At 38.6% G+C, this 16,066-nt stretch carries 20 protein-coding genes and 1 pseudogene; all 21 read left to right on the forward strand.

What is annotated here, in order from left to right; genetic code table 11:
- Positions 1-281 precede the first annotated feature (281 nt).
- The 21 genes and pseudogenes from E5161_RS00005 to E5161_RS00110 all read left to right on the forward strand — a co-directional run bounded on the left by E5161_RS00005 (position 282) and on the right by E5161_RS00110 (position 16,023).
- Complete coding sequence (locus E5161_RS00005) at positions 282-806, forward strand: hypothetical protein (RefSeq protein ID WP_136775556.1); 525 nt, start codon at positions 282-284, stop codon at positions 804-806.
- 300 nt (positions 807-1,106) lie between these two features.
- The gene (locus E5161_RS00010; RefSeq protein ID WP_136775557.1) at positions 1,107-1,274 is read left to right on the forward strand and encodes a YHYH domain-containing protein; all 168 of its coding nucleotides are present in this window, start codon (positions 1,107-1,109) and stop codon (positions 1,272-1,274) included.
- Between the two features lie 295 nt (positions 1,275-1,569).
- Positions 1,570-2,157: a hypothetical protein gene (locus E5161_RS00015; protein WP_136775558.1), complete on the forward strand. Its 588-nt coding sequence runs from the start codon at positions 1,570-1,572 to the stop codon at positions 2,155-2,157.
- Positions 2,158-2,373: 216 nt separating this feature from the next.
- Entirely contained in the window at positions 2,374-3,033 is a 660-nt protein-coding gene (locus E5161_RS00020) for a DUF4145 domain-containing protein (RefSeq protein WP_136775559.1), read from the forward strand.
- A gap of 289 nt (positions 3,034-3,322) precedes the next feature.
- Positions 3,323-3,982, forward strand: a complete 660-nt coding sequence (locus E5161_RS00025; protein ID WP_136775560.1) for a hypothetical protein — start codon at positions 3,323-3,325, stop codon at positions 3,980-3,982.
- Between the two features lie 273 nt (positions 3,983-4,255).
- Complete coding sequence (locus tag E5161_RS00030) at positions 4,256-4,801, forward strand: GrpB family protein (protein WP_136775561.1); 546 nt, start codon at positions 4,256-4,258, stop codon at positions 4,799-4,801.
- A gap of 749 nt (positions 4,802-5,550) precedes the next feature.
- Positions 5,551-6,249, forward strand: a complete 699-nt coding sequence (locus tag E5161_RS00035) for a hypothetical protein (RefSeq protein ID WP_136775562.1) — start codon at positions 5,551-5,553, stop codon at positions 6,247-6,249.
- A gap of 237 nt (positions 6,250-6,486) precedes the next feature.
- Positions 6,487-7,350 carry a hypothetical protein gene (locus tag E5161_RS00040; RefSeq protein WP_136775563.1) on the forward strand — a complete coding sequence of 288 codons (864 nt, stop codon included), beginning with the start codon at positions 6,487-6,489 and terminating at the stop codon, positions 7,348-7,350.
- Between the two features lie 222 nt (positions 7,351-7,572).
- Positions 7,573-8,067 (forward strand): DUF6933 domain-containing protein, encoded by a 495-nt coding sequence (locus E5161_RS00045; protein ID WP_136775564.1) that lies wholly within the window; start codon positions 7,573-7,575, stop codon positions 8,065-8,067.
- Positions 8,068-8,300: 233 nt separating this feature from the next.
- Positions 8,301-8,711, forward strand: a complete 411-nt coding sequence (locus E5161_RS00050; protein WP_136775565.1) for an SRPBCC family protein — start codon at positions 8,301-8,303, stop codon at positions 8,709-8,711.
- 579 nt (positions 8,712-9,290) lie between these two features.
- Positions 9,291-9,446: pseudogene (locus E5161_RS21360) on the forward strand (type II toxin-antitoxin system RelE/ParE family toxin); the annotation flags it as partial.
- Positions 9,447-9,638: 192 nt separating this feature from the next.
- Complete coding sequence (locus tag E5161_RS00065; RefSeq protein ID WP_136775567.1) at positions 9,639-10,166, forward strand: GNAT family N-acetyltransferase; 528 nt, start codon at positions 9,639-9,641, stop codon at positions 10,164-10,166.
- 59 nt (positions 10,167-10,225) lie between these two features.
- Entirely contained in the window at positions 10,226-10,564 is a 339-nt protein-coding gene (locus tag E5161_RS00070; RefSeq protein WP_136775568.1) for an MmcQ/YjbR family DNA-binding protein, read from the forward strand.
- Positions 10,565-10,737: 173 nt separating this feature from the next.
- Positions 10,738-11,133, forward strand: a complete 396-nt coding sequence (locus E5161_RS00075; protein ID WP_136775569.1) for a VOC family protein — start codon at positions 10,738-10,740, stop codon at positions 11,131-11,133.
- Between the two features lie 256 nt (positions 11,134-11,389).
- Positions 11,390-11,956 carry an AAA family ATPase gene (locus tag E5161_RS00080; protein WP_136775570.1) on the forward strand — a complete coding sequence of 189 codons (567 nt, stop codon included), beginning with the start codon at positions 11,390-11,392 and terminating at the stop codon, positions 11,954-11,956.
- Between the two features lie 195 nt (positions 11,957-12,151).
- Positions 12,152-12,691 carry a hypothetical protein gene (locus tag E5161_RS00085; RefSeq protein ID WP_136775571.1) on the forward strand — a complete coding sequence of 180 codons (540 nt, stop codon included), beginning with the start codon at positions 12,152-12,154 and terminating at the stop codon, positions 12,689-12,691.
- Between the two features lie 163 nt (positions 12,692-12,854).
- Positions 12,855-13,376, forward strand: coding sequence for a DNA topology modulation protein (locus tag E5161_RS00090; protein WP_136775572.1), 522 nt, complete (start codon positions 12,855-12,857; stop codon positions 13,374-13,376).
- Between the two features lie 756 nt (positions 13,377-14,132).
- Positions 14,133-14,498, forward strand: coding sequence for an NUDIX hydrolase (locus E5161_RS00095; protein WP_281279838.1), 366 nt, complete (start codon positions 14,133-14,135; stop codon positions 14,496-14,498).
- A gap of 82 nt (positions 14,499-14,580) precedes the next feature.
- The gene (locus tag E5161_RS21310) at positions 14,581-14,850 is read left to right on the forward strand and encodes a zinc dependent phospholipase C family protein (RefSeq protein WP_342773802.1); all 270 of its coding nucleotides are present in this window, start codon (positions 14,581-14,583) and stop codon (positions 14,848-14,850) included.
- Positions 14,851-14,862: 12 nt separating this feature from the next.
- The gene (locus E5161_RS21315) at positions 14,863-15,171 is read left to right on the forward strand and encodes a hypothetical protein (RefSeq protein ID WP_342773803.1); all 309 of its coding nucleotides are present in this window, start codon (positions 14,863-14,865) and stop codon (positions 15,169-15,171) included.
- A gap of 357 nt (positions 15,172-15,528) precedes the next feature.
- A complete protein-coding gene (locus E5161_RS00110; RefSeq protein WP_136775574.1) occupies positions 15,529-16,023 on the forward strand; it encodes a DinB family protein in 495 nt (164 codons plus the stop codon).
- The last annotated feature ends 43 nt before the right edge of the window (positions 16,024-16,066 follow it).

A 16,066-nucleotide genomic window follows, 5' to 3' on the forward strand; every position in this document is an offset into this window, starting at 1 on the left:
AAAACGTTTGATTGCAATGAAATGTAAGTTCGAAAAATGTGATAACAGATTGTGAAGTTATTTCAGAGATGTCAGCAGCATCAGATAACACCGTATTCACGCATCGCAGCCTTACGGCTGCTCAGTCCGCTCGAGGCAAATCGAGGAAGCTGTTTCAAGCGGACAACCCTGCGAACCTAACCGCGTCGCGGCCGACTCCTCCGGAGCCTTAAGGTTCTCGGGTTCGTGAATACAACGACGTTATCAGAAATTATCGCAGGATGTTTAAGGAGGTAGAATCAGTGAAGCTTATTGATAAATATCTACCTCGGTGGGACTTTGCTAAATGTAATCAGATTCTATTAAACAATAAGGAGATCCCTGAAAATTCAATAATGAACCATGTTGATTTCGGAAAATCGAGAATAATACGGTTTTTGTTTTTCTTACGTGGTTTGTCCACGAAGAAGCTCAATTTTGATAAGGCATTAAGGGCAGGTTTTATTTTATTGGATCAGAATAAAAGTGAAATCGTACTAGGCTTAATTGCTCAACCATGGAAGTTGAAGGGAAACATTATACATACTACCCCAAGCGGTTTTTCTGAATTTGATCAATCAGATTTTATAAAGGCTGCTTGGAACTTTCGATATGAGAAGAAACAAGACGGTCTATATTTAACAACAGAAACACGAATTCACTGCACAAGTAAAAATGCACATAAAAAATTCTCGATTTACTGGTCTTTTATTGGATTTTTTAGTGGAGTTATTCGGAACGCAATGTTGAAAATCATAAAGAGCGAGCTATCTAAAGATCTTGTGTGAGTATATCAAGAAGGCAATAACTTCTGATAACACCGTATTCACGCATCGCAGCCTGACGGCTGCTCGGTCCGCCCGAAGCATTTCGAAGAAGAGGAATCAGGCGGACAACCCTGCGAACCTAACCGCGTTGCGGCCGCCCCGTTAGGGCTTAAGGTTCTCGGGTTCGTGAATACGAGAGACGTTAGATAAAATCACCCGAATAGTAAAATTGAAACTTGATTATATCCTAGATATGGAAAATGATGTAGAATGATGTTGAGAGCTAATCCAACCCTAAGGCATAGGGGAAAAGGTGATTACATGAAAAAGATTATCATGATTTTAATTGCCGTGGCATTATTAGTTGGTACATCTTCGACTGCATTTGCACATTCAGGAAGAACCGATAAGCGAGGCGGACATAACTGCTCTGCTAAATCAAAACAGAAAGGTCTATGTACTGGTTATCATTATCACAAGAAAAAGTAATTAAAATAGGTCATTACTAAACCCAGCTTTGAAACTTAAAGCTGGGTTTATTTCACAAAGATGATGCATGTGTATTCTCAGTAGTGGGTGACTTCATCTAACACTGTATTCACGCATCGCAGCCGTTCGGCTGCTCGGTCCGCCCGAGGAATTTTCTATGGAGCTGGATCAGGCGGACAACCCTGCGAACCTAACCGCGTTGCGGCCGCCCCGTTAGGGCTTAAGGTTCTCGGGTTCGTGAATACGAGAGACGTTATACGAAATCTTGGCTAGATATTAAAGGGGTGAGAAGCTAATGATAAATGAATTGTTGAAAACATTAGATGAGACTCCTCTTGAAGATGATGTCTTCTTTAGAATTACGGAATGTGTTAAGCGCACTGACGATGAATTAGAATTATCCTTAGATATCGTTTATCAATATCAAACTGATGTAATACAAACATGGAAGTTAACCTGCAAAGACGTACACGACCATAAGATCAGTTTTTGTTATTTTGAATCTATTGAAGAGTATGATGAACACATATTACTTTGGCGGTACAACCAGCCAGATTTCGAACTATACTTTTCAAGCATCCCTAATGACATAGAGGCATTGATTGGAAAGCTATATCGAGAACACATTGATATTACAAAGCAATGGATCCCATTTGGAAGTTTGTTTAATGAGAAAGTGAATTGGCTACTTGAACAAGGCAACGGATTACTTGCTACCGGTCCCGAGCAAATCATCAATGTATACAACAGAGCACTCCAAGAACAGGGGGTTCGAAGCAGCATTATAGCTAAGGGACAGCAACAGACTAATAACTATAAAGTTCTTCTCCTTGAAGATTCTTTTATCATTGCAAAAGAATTTGAAGCACAGATGATAAAGTGAATTAGAATGTAATTCAGGATGGCCAAGACTTCGTATAACATCGCATTCACGCTGCGGGCCTTACGCCCCTTGGTTGTCAGAAGTATAATCGAGGAAGAAGCTCAGACAACACACGACCCAGCCTAAGATAGGAGCTATCTAAGGCTGGGTCGCGTCGTGAATACGGGAGACGTTATACGAAACCACAACAAACAAGTTTTTATGGGAGGATTCAGGATGAATATTCAATCAATAACCGAGCAGATAGATTATGTGCTTAGTAAGTGGAACACCTTAAAAAGTCAATCGCGTTATGAGGATTGTTCCGATCTACCTGGAGATCAGGTTATGGAGGTTATCTCGTTAATTGACTCGACGATTAATAGACTTACACCTCCAGGTTCAATTCATAGAGAAAATGCAAAATCAATCGCAACGAGATATGGTGTAGATAATTCGTATATTATGAAATCATTCGCAGGAATATTGAAAGCAATCAGAAGTGAATATGAATCTGGATACATTCAAACCATTCAAGAATTAATACATGCTGATGTCTTCTCAGATTTTATAGATATGGCAGACTATTTAATTAGTGAAGGATACAAGGATCCAGCTGCTGTTATGATTGGAAGTGTATTAGAGGAACACCTAAGGAAGCTTTGTGACAGGAATCATATTTTAACTATGGATAATGGAAAACCAAAGAAAGCAGACCGATTCAACTCAGAGTTAGCTTCGAACAATGCATACTCAAAATTAGATCAAAAAAATATTACATCTTGGCTCGATTTGAGGAATAAAGCAGCACATGGGAAATATTCCGAGTATACGAAAGAACAGGTTTTGCTTTATTCACAGTCTGTTAGAGATTTTATTACGCGAAATCCGGCGTAATGTTGTGGCTTCGTATAACAATGTGTTCACGCATCGGCAGACAAGCTGCCTCAGTCCCGGAAGATCAGTCGAAGAAGTGATTGCCGGGACACTTCCGCACCACCCAACCGCATCGCGGCCGGTCCTTCGGACCTTAGGGTGGTGGGACGTCGTGAACACGGAAACGTTATCCGAAACCTCCGAGTTCAAGGAATAAACATTAGATGAAACTCATGCTGATAAAATAGGATGATAATTAATTGAGAACATGGATGTGGGAATTCTGAGAACATTTTTGAAGACTATCTACTTGTTATCTGCTGTAGGAGTCGGCGTTGGATGTTTTTACTCATTTCTTTTTTTTATCTTTAATCTTGGTGACGGATTACTTAGCAATGATAATAAGCCGGCCGCTTTCGGGGTTGCCGCTTTGGCTGTAGTAGGAACAATAGTTTTTTTGTTGCTCGGCAGGCTCATTTACAATTCCTATTCCTATATTGGAACAAGTATAGTAATCATTGTTGGTGCTGCTATTCTTACTCTGCCTATTTTTGAAGCCGGGAATAATGTGGTGGATACTTATCAAGCACACCGTGTGAAGCCTTATGTGGAAAGTTATATGAGAGAGTTAAAAACAAGTTTTGTTAAAAAAATAGCACCATTGGAATTTGATGATAATGAAAGCAAGACTGAAACTCTACGTTACTGGAGTAATAATGGACATGATATCTGGATAAAATTAAGAAAGAAAAATGGAGCATTGACATCTGGGGATTTAAATAAGGTTATTAATGCCCTACCTCCAGCTAAATTTGATGTTAGAGTATTCATATATTATGAGAGCTTCAAAGAATACCCAAACGATCAGTATTTAATCGATTTTGCGATTCAAAGTAGTCCAACTGATCATCCATATTGTCATTCGGATGATTATGAGAATAATCTATGTGATTTTATAGTGGATCATTAATTAATGTCGACAAAATATAAGATCGGAAAGAAGAACAGGGCATTTTGAGAGTGAGCCAGGAAGTCGGAGGCATCGGATAACACCGTATTCACGCATCGCAGCCGTTCGGCTGCTCGGTCCGCCCGAGGAATTTCGGGAAGCGGGATCAGGCGGACAACCCTGCGAACCTAACCGCGTCGCGGCCGGCTCCTCCGGAGCCTTAAGGTTCTCGGGTTCGTGAATACGAAAGACGTTATCTGAAACCATTGTGGAATACAGTCAAAGGAGCTGCTCATGGAAGATCAATGGAGAATAGCCCAGTATGATCCTACTTGGGCTCAATTATTTCAGGAGCTAGCAATAAGACTAAGGGCGTCACTTAAGGAAACCGCTCATCGGATCGATCATATTGGCTCTACATCTATTGTGGGAATGGATGCAAAACCAATAATAGATATACAGATATCTGTTCGTGATTTCGGAGAAGAATCAAAATACAAAAGACAGATTGAGGATTTAGGGTTTGAACTTCGGATAGAAAATCCAGACAAAACGAAAAAGTATTTTCGGGAACTTCCAGGAAGCAGAAGAACTCATATTCATGTGAGACAGTCAGGAAGTTTCGCAGAACAAATGACATTGTTGTTCAGAGATTATCTGCGATCACACAAAGATGATTGTGTTCAATATGCTCAAGAGAAACATAGATTAATGGCGTTATTTAAGACCGAAAGACCAAAGTATGTTGAAGGCAAAGGACCGATTGTCTGGGAGATCATTAGTAGAGCTCATATTTGGTCTCAAGAAGTGGGATGGAAACCAGGCAACACAGATGTATGAGTTTAACCGAGAAGGCAATGGCATTAGATAACACCGTATTCACGCATCGCAGCCAATCAGCTGCTCGGTCCGCCCGAGGAATTTCGAAGATGAGAATTCAAGCAGACAACCCTGCGAGGCTAAGTGGCGTAGCCACCCGGCGACCTTGTCGCCTTAAGCCTCTCGGGTTCTTGAATACGAGAGACGTTATCTGAAATACGACTGAGGGTGAATCAATTGAAAGATCAAGATATGACAGAACAAAAATACATTAAGAATGAAAAAAGAAAATTTATGATTGTTTTTATAACTATAGTAGTTCTTTTCTTACTAATAATTTTATTTGCATTTGCCGTGCGCACCAATTTTTTGGATCAATTTATTCGAAGTTTATGTATCGATTGCTCAGGACCGAGAAGTAAGTAGATTGCAACAGCACAGCTTTATAAACTTAATCGTACCTTATTAAAAATGTAAGTCTTTATGGGTAGAAATGTTGTTTCAGGAAATAAAAAGACTTGAATGATTTATAATTTCTGATTGGTATTCGAAGATGTGTTGTACTTCAGATAACATCGTATTCACGCTTCGGGCCATTCGGCCCTCGGTCCCCCCGAGGCATTTCGAGGATGTGGGGTCAGGCGGACAACCCTGCGAACCTAACCGCATCGCGGCCGGTCACTTCGTGACCTTAAGGTTCTCGGGTTCGTGAATACGAGAGACGTTATATGAAGTCGTCGTAATACTCAAATTATGAGATGGTGAACGATATGGATTATTATCGCAAGCTAGAATTCAAATTTAGAATCACTGACTTAATAGACCCAAAGCAAGATTATCACCTTTGGATATGTTCATTTTCATTGGCATTGCAAGACTTATTAAAAACACATAAGTTATTGTTTGAGTTAGTAGATTCCGACAAGTTTGCTGATTTTACTTTTTATTTTTATAAGTTGGGTCTAGGTTTTGTTAAAGAATCAATGGATATTATTGAAAGTTGTTTAATGAGTTCGTCAAGAGATAAGTTGAACTCAATTGAATTTTTTAAAGAAAGACACCAAGAGTTTTTTGAAATGATTAATAACAATCAGGATTATAGTTTCGTTAAAAGTGTTATGGACGAGTCGAGAAATAAAGTATTTCATTACAACAATTTTCATGTTAGAAATGATGCAAAACCTATCAGAAATATTCTAATTGAATTGGAGAAGGAGAAACTTGATACTTCACTTGTTATCAGTATTGATGATCCATTTAGTAATGATTTGAGATTTGCTGAGGATATTCAGGTAAATCAATTATTTATGATTCTAGAAAAGAGAAGTAACGATAAAGATATTTCAACAAATCTTAATAAGATATCAAAAGTTATGGCTGATGTGATTTCACTTCTATGTATCATTATATTTGACTTCGTAAAAGAAAATGGGAACAAACCAAGAATAAGAAAAATCAGTTATAAATAAATTGATTGTATTTCAAGATGTCGACGACTTCATATAACACCGTGTTCACGCTTCGGGCCATTCGGCCCTCGGTTCGCCCGAGGGATTTCGATGAATCCAGGTGGACACACCCACACCGACTAACCGCATCGCGGCCGGACCCTTCGGGTCATTTAGTCGGTGGGGCGTCGTGAACACAAGAACGTTATATGAAACCTGCGCAAGTACAACTGTAAGTATTTCAATGGAGGGGAATATATGAATTTTGAAAAGGCAGCCAATTTCATTTGGAAGCATGGAAGATTATTAGAAAGAAGGATATTTGAATACGTTTTTCAAGGTGGGTCAAAAAGTAATATTCTGATTTCACTTAAAGCTTATCAGAACGATGATGGTGGTTTTGGAAATGCTATAGAGCCAGATTTACGGTCGCCAAGTAGTCAACCACTCTATATGGAATTTGCATTACGTATCTTATATGATTGCAACATTAAAGACGAAGAACTTGCTCAAAAAGCCTGTTATTATATTTCAAAACATGCTGACCTAGTAAAAGGAATTCCAACAATTTTTCCTTCATCAGCTAAATATCCAAGAGCTGAACATTGGAATAATTCACATTCTGCAGAGCCATCATTCAGCAGGCTAACTGGACTTGTCGGACTTCTCAAATGGCAAGGAGTAGAAGATTCCTGGCTCGATAAAGCAATAGAATGCTGTTTGAAAGACATTTCTTCTAACTCGTATGAAGATGCACATACGATTTTAACTGCATTTTGTCTATTAGAAAGCTTACCCCAAACAGACTATATTAAAGGATTATTTCAGAAATTATCTAAAGAACTTATTACCGCCAATTTCTTTCGCTTGGATGCCTATTCCCAGAGTTATGGTCTTTCTCCTCTAGAATTTTCTCCATCATCAACTTCCTACTGTAGAAGTATATTTTCTGACGATACAATTCATGATCATTTGAAAACATTAGAATCCCAACAAGATGATGATGGCGGATGGCAGATTGAATGGGAGCCTCCGGGTGAAACGGCTAGATTAGAATGGAGAGCTTATAAAACCCTGAAGTGTTTAATGATATTCAATTCATATAATAAGATTAATCTTTGAAGATATCTCAGAGAAGGCGCTGGCATCATATAACACCGTATTCACGCGGCGGGTCGGCATTCGCCGACCCTTGGTCCGCCCGAGGAATTTCGAGGAAGTGAATTCGTGCGGACAACCTTGCGAACCTAACCGCGTCGCGGCCGCCCCGTTGGGGCTTAAGGTTCTCGGGTTCGTGAATACGAGAGACGTTATGCGAAACCAGTGCGAGAAAGGAACAACAGCATGCTTACTCTAAGACTTACTAAAGACCTATTGAAAGACATGAAAACAACTCCAGTTGAAGACATCAATGTAGCTCCGTTTTTAAGCTGGCATGCAAATATATATATCTTGAACAAACGAAAACACATTGTCTTTGTGAACGATTTAACTAGATTAGCTATTATCATTGATGGAATAAGAACAGGGCAATTAGAACGATTGAAAGATAAATTCATTTTAACTTTTCGGGAATACTCACTCCGTGAGGGAATTAACGAAACATTGATCAATAGATATTTAGAATATGGCGCAGAAGTAGCTATTTCGAAGACAAACAACAATAGTGTCCTAGGAACAATGAAAGAAGTTACATGGTTCATTGAGGATGACTTTTACGATAATATTGAACGCTTGAAATGGCTGAACAGAATGATTCATAAACCAATAGATTACATGGAACCGATCAATTACTTTAAAGAATCCATATGGGATCATAAGAACTACAACATAGTTTGAAGATTACTCAGGGTGGCACTGGCATCGCATAACACCGTATTCACACATCTGGCCATTCGGCCCTTGGTCCACCCGAGGCATTTCGAGGGAGTGGATTCAGGCGGACAACCCTGCGAGGCTAAGTGGCGGAGCCACCCGGCGACTTCGTCGCCTTAAGCCTCTCGGGTTCGTGAATACAAGTACGTTATCTGAAAGACACGCAAAAATGCAATTAAACGTTGGGAGGAATATGAATGCAGAAGATAAAACCTGTAGGCCAAACAGTATCAGCAGGTTTTCAAGTTGGTGTAAGAAGAACATTTCCAATTACTGTGGAGAATGCATGGAATCTAATCACTTCAACAATAGGAATTACTACATGGTTAGGTGAACTACCCGCTTTTTCTATACAAGTAGGTCAGCAGTACCTAACTGAAGATGGAGTTTCAGGAAATATAAGAGTTGTTAATCAGTTTCAGAATATTAGATTGACCTGGAAGAAAGAAAATTGGATAAAACCAACAATACTTCAAATACGAACAATCCCTAACGGAGATAAAACCACTCTTAGTTTTCACCAAGAGAATTTATCGGATATGAATGTTAGGGAAGAGATGAAATTACGATGGGAAGAAGTATTGAATAAATTAAGTGAGATAATTTAAGAGCTTAATCAAGTAATTCGAAGATGGTGTGTCCATCAGATAACATCGTATTCACGCATCGCAGCCTGACGGCTGCTCGGTCCGCCCGAGGCATTTCGAGGGAATTGATGCAGGTTGGACAACTCCTGCGAACCTAACCGCATCGCGGCCGGTCACTTCGTGACCTTAAGGTTCTCGGGTTCGTGAATACAAGAGACGTTATCTGAAAGAGCGAAGCGAACTTAAGTGCGTGAATGAAAACCAAAACGGATGTTATAATGACAATGAGGTGATGAAAATGCTTAAAGACGATATTAAACAAATGATCGATAAATTGCCTGAAGATTGTTCGATTGAGGACATCCAATACACTTTGTATGTAAGATCGAAAATTCAAAAAGGACTGAAAGATCTAGATGAAGGGAATGTACTGACGACCGAGGAAGTTAAGGCGAGGATGGATAAATGGCTAAACAAGTAATATGGACAATCACTGCTTTCAAGGACTTACAAAACATAGTCGACTTTATTTCTAATGATTCCACGTACTACGCCTTAGCATTTTATGAAGAAGTGATGGACTAAGCGAATACACTACACGAATTCCCGCACAGAGGACGCATTGTTCCAGAGATGGACGATCCGAACGTGCGGGAACTTTTTGTTCATAGGTACAGATTGATTTATTACATATCAGACGAGAACATAATTATCAGTACGATTGTCCACGGTGCAAGAGATTATAAAAACGATTGATTGTGGGTATCTGGGAGCTCCTTCAGATAACAATGCATTCACGCTGCGGGCAGTCGCCCTTGGTTGCCGAATGTATTTTCAAGGAGATTATTCAGGCGACACAACCAACTCCCTAAGATATGAGCTATCTAAGGGAGTTGAACGTCGTGAATGCGGAAACGTTAGCTGAAATCGACAGAAAGCGGGAAAAAGATGAACGATATCATAAACATAAAAAGACTAAACAAAATTGAAGAAGCGGAATTGCTAGATGAAGAGTTTGCAAAACGATTTAGGTGGTATCAACGGGGCGATTATTACCTAAAGTGCCTTGAAGAAAACCAAAAAGGTAAAAGAGTTACATTAACCGCTTATTGCAATGATGCATTAGCAGGTTGCTGTCATTTACTCTTTGAATCTCAATATCCTTCTTTTCGTGATAATAGCATTCCCGAGATTAACGATTTGAACGTATTTCCCGAGTATAGGAGAAAGCGGATAGCGAGCAGATTATTTCATGAATTAGAACTCATTGCATCAAAGATCTCAAGATATATAGGACTAGGCGTAGGGCTCTATAAAGATTATGGAAATGCTCAAAGAATGTATACATCTCGCGGATATATCTTGGACGGTAATGGTATGAGCTATAAGAATGTTCAAGTGATACCAGGCCAAACAGTAATGGTGGATGATGATCTATTAATTTATTTAGTTAAGGAACTAAAGAGTAACTTGTAAGTGCTCCATATAAGTGTCGACTTCAGCTCTCGAAAATCCACAATGTGGGGGGAAATCAAATGATGAAAATATCCGAAGTGCGAAAAATTGCATTATCTCTGCCTAAAACAGAAGAAGTACAACATTGGGGAAAGCCTTCATTTCGAATTAATAATAAGATCTTTACAGTTATCCAAGACGACATGAAAACCGTAACAGTTAAGACTACAAAGGAAGAAAGAGAAATCTATACGAGAATGGATCCTAGTACATACACGATTCCAGAAGCATTTTCGAATCTTAATTACATGAATATAAACCTTGAAACTGCAAATGAGGATGAAGTAAAGGAACTAATAAGGATTGCTTGGAAAAATGTTGCTCCAAAGAATTTGTCAAAAACATATTTTGCTAGGTAATTCGAGGATGTCCGAGGCATTTCGAGGGAGTGAATCCGGGCGGACAACCCTGCGAACCTAACCGCGTCGCGGCCGCCCCGTTGAGGCTTAAGGTTCTCGGGTTCGTGAATAAGAGAGACGTTATGTGCAATCGATGCCAAGAAAATTAATCATTTGTATTGGGAGGGAATACAATGTTTCAAAAAAATGATCAAATCGTTGAGTTCATCGACACAGTTTATTTGCCTGTTTTAAACAAACAAGAATCGATTCAATGGTTTCAGGAAAAATTGGGACTACAATGGAATGGTCATTGTTTTAATCTCGGATCTGGCCCAGTTATATTTTTGGTTCAAGTAAAAAACAAAGATGATGTAAAAATCTCATATTTGACTGATGATTGGGAAGGTATTGACTATGAAATGCAATTGGTAACATTTCGATCAAAGAATATTGATGAAACATATAAAATATTAAAAGAACGTGGAGTAAGAGTTTCGGAAGTACGGATGTACGATGGGAATCGTAAGAACTTTAGATTCTATGACTTGAATGGAAATAGATTTGATGTTTGGTCCGGTTGGCTATAACAAAAGAATTGTTGGAAGTAATTCAAGATGGCCTCGACAGCACATAACACCGTATTCACGCGTCGAGTCGGCATTCGCCGACCCTTGGTCCGTCGGGGGCATTTCGAAGAGCGGAATCAGGCGGACAACCCTGCGAGGCTAGGTGGCGGAGCCACCCGGCGACTTTGTCGCCTTAAGCCTCTCGGGTTCGTGAATACAACGACGTTAGGTGAATCAGTCAAAGAGCCTATAAAAAATCAAAACTTGGAGTGACATAATGATAATAATGATTAATGGAGCATTTGGAGCCGGAAAGACAACTACTTCAAGCATGCTTCAACCCTTAATCCCTAATAGCATGATTTATGACCCAGAGGAAATCGGACTCATGATTAGAAAAGTCGTACCAGAAGAGATTAGACTTAAAGAAGAACAGACAGATGATTTTCAAGATATAGAATTATGGAGAATACTTACAGTAAAGATCGCCCTTGAAGTAAGACTGAAGTATAAAAGACATTTAATAGTACCAATGACGATTTATAAATCAGAAAATTTCGAGTACATATATAATGGCTTTAGAGATATTGATAAAGACATCAAACATTTTTGTTTGAAAGCCTCAGAAGAGACAATACATAAACGCTTAGCAATTCGTGGCGATAAGTTAGATGGTTGGTCTTATAAGCAAACAAAAAAATGTGTTGAGGCACTACGGAGTAATAGATTCCAAGAACATATAGAGACTGATAATTTGGCTACGAAGGAAATCGTTGAGATCATATTAAGGAAGATCTCAAAGAATATTGAGGGCAATCTCGAAGAGGTGACTGACTTCACCTAAAATCGTATTCACGCATCGCAGCCTTATGGCTGCTCGGTCCGCCCGATGTATTTTCGATGAAGTGGATCCAGGCGGACAACCCTGCGAACCTAACCGCGTCACGGCCGGTCACTTCGTGACCTTAAGGCTCTCGGGTTCGTAAATACGTAAGACGTTATCCGAAAGAATCGAAAGTAAAAATATCAGGAGAGAAAAATGAAAAAGGTCCTAATTATATTATCAATAATTGCACTTGCACCAATTATGCTGATTGTTGTATTCGCCATACTTCCTTGGTTGCTAATTGCTATTGGTATATGGTTAGAGCCTGCGCCTCCAGCTCCTAAACTAACCTATGCTGAGTTTCCATTTAGACTGGAATTTGAAAGTCAAGGTAAATTACTGACAATAAAGGACTCCTTAATTTGTAAATATGATGGGATTGGAATGAATGAAGGAGTAGGTAAATATCACAAGTGGAAAGACTATTTTGCAAGTGGAATTGAAAGAATAACGTTACTTAAAATTAGTGATAATCAAGAAATCAATTATGAGCCTGGCTGTCCTGAAAGTTTTATGGAAGGGAAAGGCTCAAATTTTGAATTAATTTATGCCCCGTTTGATGCTGTTGAATTTAAAACTGATGGTAAGTACAAAGAATGGTCTCACATTGAGGCTGAGGAATTGTTTAATAGATATCAAATAAAAATAATCAATTTTAATGTAGATGATCCAATATTAACAAAAACGGATTGAAAGTGTATTCAAGGAGGTCGATTCCTTCGGTTAACACCGTATTCACACATCGAGCCGGCGTTCGCCTACCCTCGGTCCATCCGAGGCATTTTCGAGGAAGCTGGATCAGGCGGACAATGAACGTTAGAAGAAATCGTGAGACCTAAAAAACAGGAGAGATTTGATGAACCGCATTTTAGTAATCGGATCAGCCGGTTCGGGTAAGTCGACCCTTTCTCAAGAGCTAAACAAAGCAACAAACCTGCCAATCATACATTTGGACAGGTATTATTGGAAACCAAGTTGGGTTCCGACTCCTAACGAGGAATGGGATCATTTTGTAGAAGAAGCTGCAAAACAAGAACGATGGATAATTGATGGCAATTACTCAAGAACAATTGATCTAAGACTAAAGAGGGCTGATACAGTAATTTTTCTTGATATGCCCAGGATATTGTGTATCTATCGAATTATAAAACGAAGAATAAAATATCATGGAAAAACAAGACCTGATCTTAACGAAGAATGCCCTGAAAAACTAGACTGGGCATTTTTTGTATGGGTTTGGAATTATAAAAAGAGAAGTAGACCAAAAATCATAAAAGCATTAGAGACAGTGAAAGATCAAAAGCAAGTTATCATCTTAAGCACAAGAAAACAGGTAAATGAATTTATAGATCGAATGAAGAGTAAAGGAAAATTTTGATAAAGATATTGCCGCCTTAAGCCTCTCGGGTTCGTGAATACAAGAACGTTAGATGAAATTGTTAGAAGGGGTGAAAGTGATTAAGGTCAAGCTACAAAATAACATATTTATAAGAAACATAGCACCAATTTTTCTAGGACATATTTTATTTTTGATTTTTTGGATAATTACAGAATTGCTATCAGAAGAGAGCACAATAACGACATTACTAGAGATGGGTTTTAATCTATTTGTCGTGCCAGGCTACTTAATTATCATTAATTCGAAAGAAATTTTGATTAAGAAGCATAAAAGTTTATGGCTGTATCTTTTATTTTCATTTTCCTGTATTTGTTTGTTGGTTAGTAATTTTTTTCATTACTTTAATTGGGGTATTACAAGCGGGTATCTGATGAATCCCGATTCAGAGACATTATATATAAGAGATCTAATAATCAAGCTGAACTTATACACAATAGTTATATGGCTAGCTGTATTTCAAATTTATCTAATTATCTTGTGGGGTATTTCTAAGAAGTCTAACAACTTCAGCTAACACCGTATTTACACATCGCAGCCTGGATGGCTGGTCGGTCCGTCCGAGGATATTTCGAGAGAGCGGATCAGGCGGCCAACCCAGCGAAACCTAATCGCGTCGCGGCCGGCTCCTTTGGAGCCTTAAGGTTCTCGGGTTCGTGAACACGAGATACGTTTGTCAAATACGAGTGTTTATTAAATAAGAAGAGAGATGATTATATCCTTTCTCAAGCAGTTATCATTAAAGAAAACAAAGTGCTTATGGTCCGCCAGTATGTTCATAGAGGAGATATTGTGTGGAATTTCCCTGGTGGAGGAATCGAAGAAGGGGAAACACCAGAAGAAGCATGTGTACGGGAAGTCAAAGAAGAAACAGGCTATGAAGTGCGTATTTTGACAAAGATGCATTTCGATGGAGAAAAACATACATTTAGGGCGGAAATCATTTCTGGAATTGAGGAAACCGACAAGAGCATAATGGACAATGAAGAAATTATAGAAATTGCTTGGATAGCTCTTTCAGACTTGATGAAATTCGATACATACACAAGACCGATAATAGATTTGTTTGTGGCCGAACTCGATGAGGCATCGAACTTTACATAACATTCCATTCACGCTGCAGTTAGGGTCGCATACCTAAGGATACAATACCTTTGAGGTGATTCTAATTATGGGGTCCAGAATCATGCATTTGATTATCGGCAATAGAATTGCCCAAACATTAAATATCGTAGATCGAACTTCCTTTTTATTAGGCTGTCTCGCTCCTGATGCTGTTCCAACAAAGAATGAATCGCATTTCTACAAGGGAGATCATCAGAATTATACAAGATACATTGATTATCGTGGATTTCTAGATAAATATAAATCGTATTCTGCTAACTTATATGTGCTCGGATATTATGCACATTTAATTGCCGATGATCAGTGGTTGAAGGGATTTTATATGCCGTGATTGCGGAACCGTATGGAAGCAGATGCTGGAGTGTACCCTTCGTATCACAATGATTTCAGATTACTGAATGGAAAACTCTTAGAACACTATGGTTGTACTGATGAAATGAGGAAAGCAATCTGTGATTCACCTGCGGTCATTGACCTGCAGGAGGTAAAGTCCAGTGATGTTGTAGAATTTGTCCCTTATGTTCTAGGTGATATGGATTATGAACAACAAGTAATAGATGAACCACTCAATGTCTTTAGTTTTATCCAGATTAAAGGATATATCGAAACATCAGTGGATATAGGAATTATGAATCTACAACATGTATTTTAAGGATCGAAGTAAGTATGGTACACACGTTCATATGGAACTTTAAATACAGAGGGAGATTAATATGAATATAAGTAATTTAATCGAGAATGGTATGGAAATTGCCCTTGTACATAGCAATGAACTATTGATATATGATACTCAATCTGCCCTGGATCTTATGGCAACAATTAGATGCCAAACAGGGTGTGACCGATTTGTCTTAGATATGAAAGTAATAAGGGGAAAGATGTCTTTTTCTTACTAAACGAAAAGCACGCAATTGAAAGACTTAGTCAGATTTAGATATAGTGAGACTGTAACTCAGAGAAATTGGCTGCATCTGATAACACGGTATTAATCGAGAAGTGAGGTATAGGGATGAATTATAAATCTATTCTCTTAGATCAATTAAACGCTTGTTATAACGATAAGAGCTGGTTTATTCCTCTTCAAGAGATTTTAATAGATTTAAATGCAGCACAAGCTGCATGGGAGAATGAAAGTAAACAATCCATTTGGTCGATAGTGAATCATCTCAATTTTTGGAATGAGAAATGGCTTGAGAGATATAACCTTGAACAATTTGAATCGAAAAGTTCAATAAATAATGATGATACGTTTTACGTGAATCCACATTCTATAAATGATATTGAGTGGAAGAAGACCCTACAGAGACTTGAAACAGTCTTTAAAAGTTGGAATAGGGCCCTTGAGGAAAGTGAGGATCACAAACTAATAACAGAAATCCCATCATATTTCAATGCTCCATGGTGGGGAGTAGTATCAAATTTATGTATTCATAATGCATATCATATTGGACAGATCATGTTACTCAAAAAACAATTGCTAAGTTTAAGTCAAAAAACCGATTGAAAGTTTTTTGTAACCACTCGCATCGCATTTTGTAGACCTTTAT

Source organism: Cohnella pontilimi (genome assembly GCF_005049045.1).
Lineage (GTDB): Bacteria > Bacillota > Bacilli > Paenibacillales > Paenibacillaceae > Cohnella > Cohnella pontilimi.

Coding starts and splice junctions, on each gene's coding strand:
- E5161_RS00065 (WP_136775567.1), top strand. CDS start 9,639: ATGAACGATATCATAAACATAAAAAGACTAAACAAAATTGAAGAAGCG.
- E5161_RS21310 (WP_342773802.1), top strand. CDS start 14,581: ATGCATTTGATTATCGGCAATAGAATTGCCCAAACATTAAATATCGTA.
- E5161_RS00050 (WP_136775565.1), top strand. CDS start 8,301: ATGCAGAAGATAAAACCTGTAGGCCAAACAGTATCAGCAGGTTTTCAA.
- E5161_RS00075 (WP_136775569.1), top strand. CDS start 10,738: ATGTTTCAAAAAAATGATCAAATCGTTGAGTTCATCGACACAGTTTAT.
- E5161_RS00035 (WP_136775562.1), top strand. CDS start 5,551: ATGGATTATTATCGCAAGCTAGAATTCAAATTTAGAATCACTGACTTA.
- E5161_RS00070 (WP_136775568.1), top strand. CDS start 10,226: ATGATGAAAATATCCGAAGTGCGAAAAATTGCATTATCTCTGCCTAAA.
- E5161_RS00040 (WP_136775563.1), top strand. CDS start 6,487: ATGAATTTTGAAAAGGCAGCCAATTTCATTTGGAAGCATGGAAGATTA.
- E5161_RS00020 (WP_136775559.1), top strand. CDS start 2,374: ATGAATATTCAATCAATAACCGAGCAGATAGATTATGTGCTTAGTAAG.
- E5161_RS21315 (WP_342773803.1), top strand. CDS start 14,863: ATGGAAGCAGATGCTGGAGTGTACCCTTCGTATCACAATGATTTCAGA.
- E5161_RS00110 (WP_136775574.1), top strand. CDS start 15,529: ATGAATTATAAATCTATTCTCTTAGATCAATTAAACGCTTGTTATAAC.
- E5161_RS00085 (WP_136775571.1), top strand. CDS start 12,152: ATGAAAAAGGTCCTAATTATATTATCAATAATTGCACTTGCACCAATT.
- E5161_RS00045 (WP_136775564.1), top strand. CDS start 7,573: ATGCTTACTCTAAGACTTACTAAAGACCTATTGAAAGACATGAAAACA.
- E5161_RS00080 (WP_136775570.1), top strand. CDS start 11,390: ATGATAATAATGATTAATGGAGCATTTGGAGCCGGAAAGACAACTACT.
- E5161_RS00090 (WP_136775572.1), top strand. CDS start 12,855: ATGAACCGCATTTTAGTAATCGGATCAGCCGGTTCGGGTAAGTCGACC.
- E5161_RS00010 (WP_136775557.1), top strand. CDS start 1,107: ATGAAAAAGATTATCATGATTTTAATTGCCGTGGCATTATTAGTTGGT.
- E5161_RS00015 (WP_136775558.1), top strand. CDS start 1,570: ATGATAAATGAATTGTTGAAAACATTAGATGAGACTCCTCTTGAAGAT.
- E5161_RS00030 (WP_136775561.1), top strand. CDS start 4,256: ATGGAAGATCAATGGAGAATAGCCCAGTATGATCCTACTTGGGCTCAA.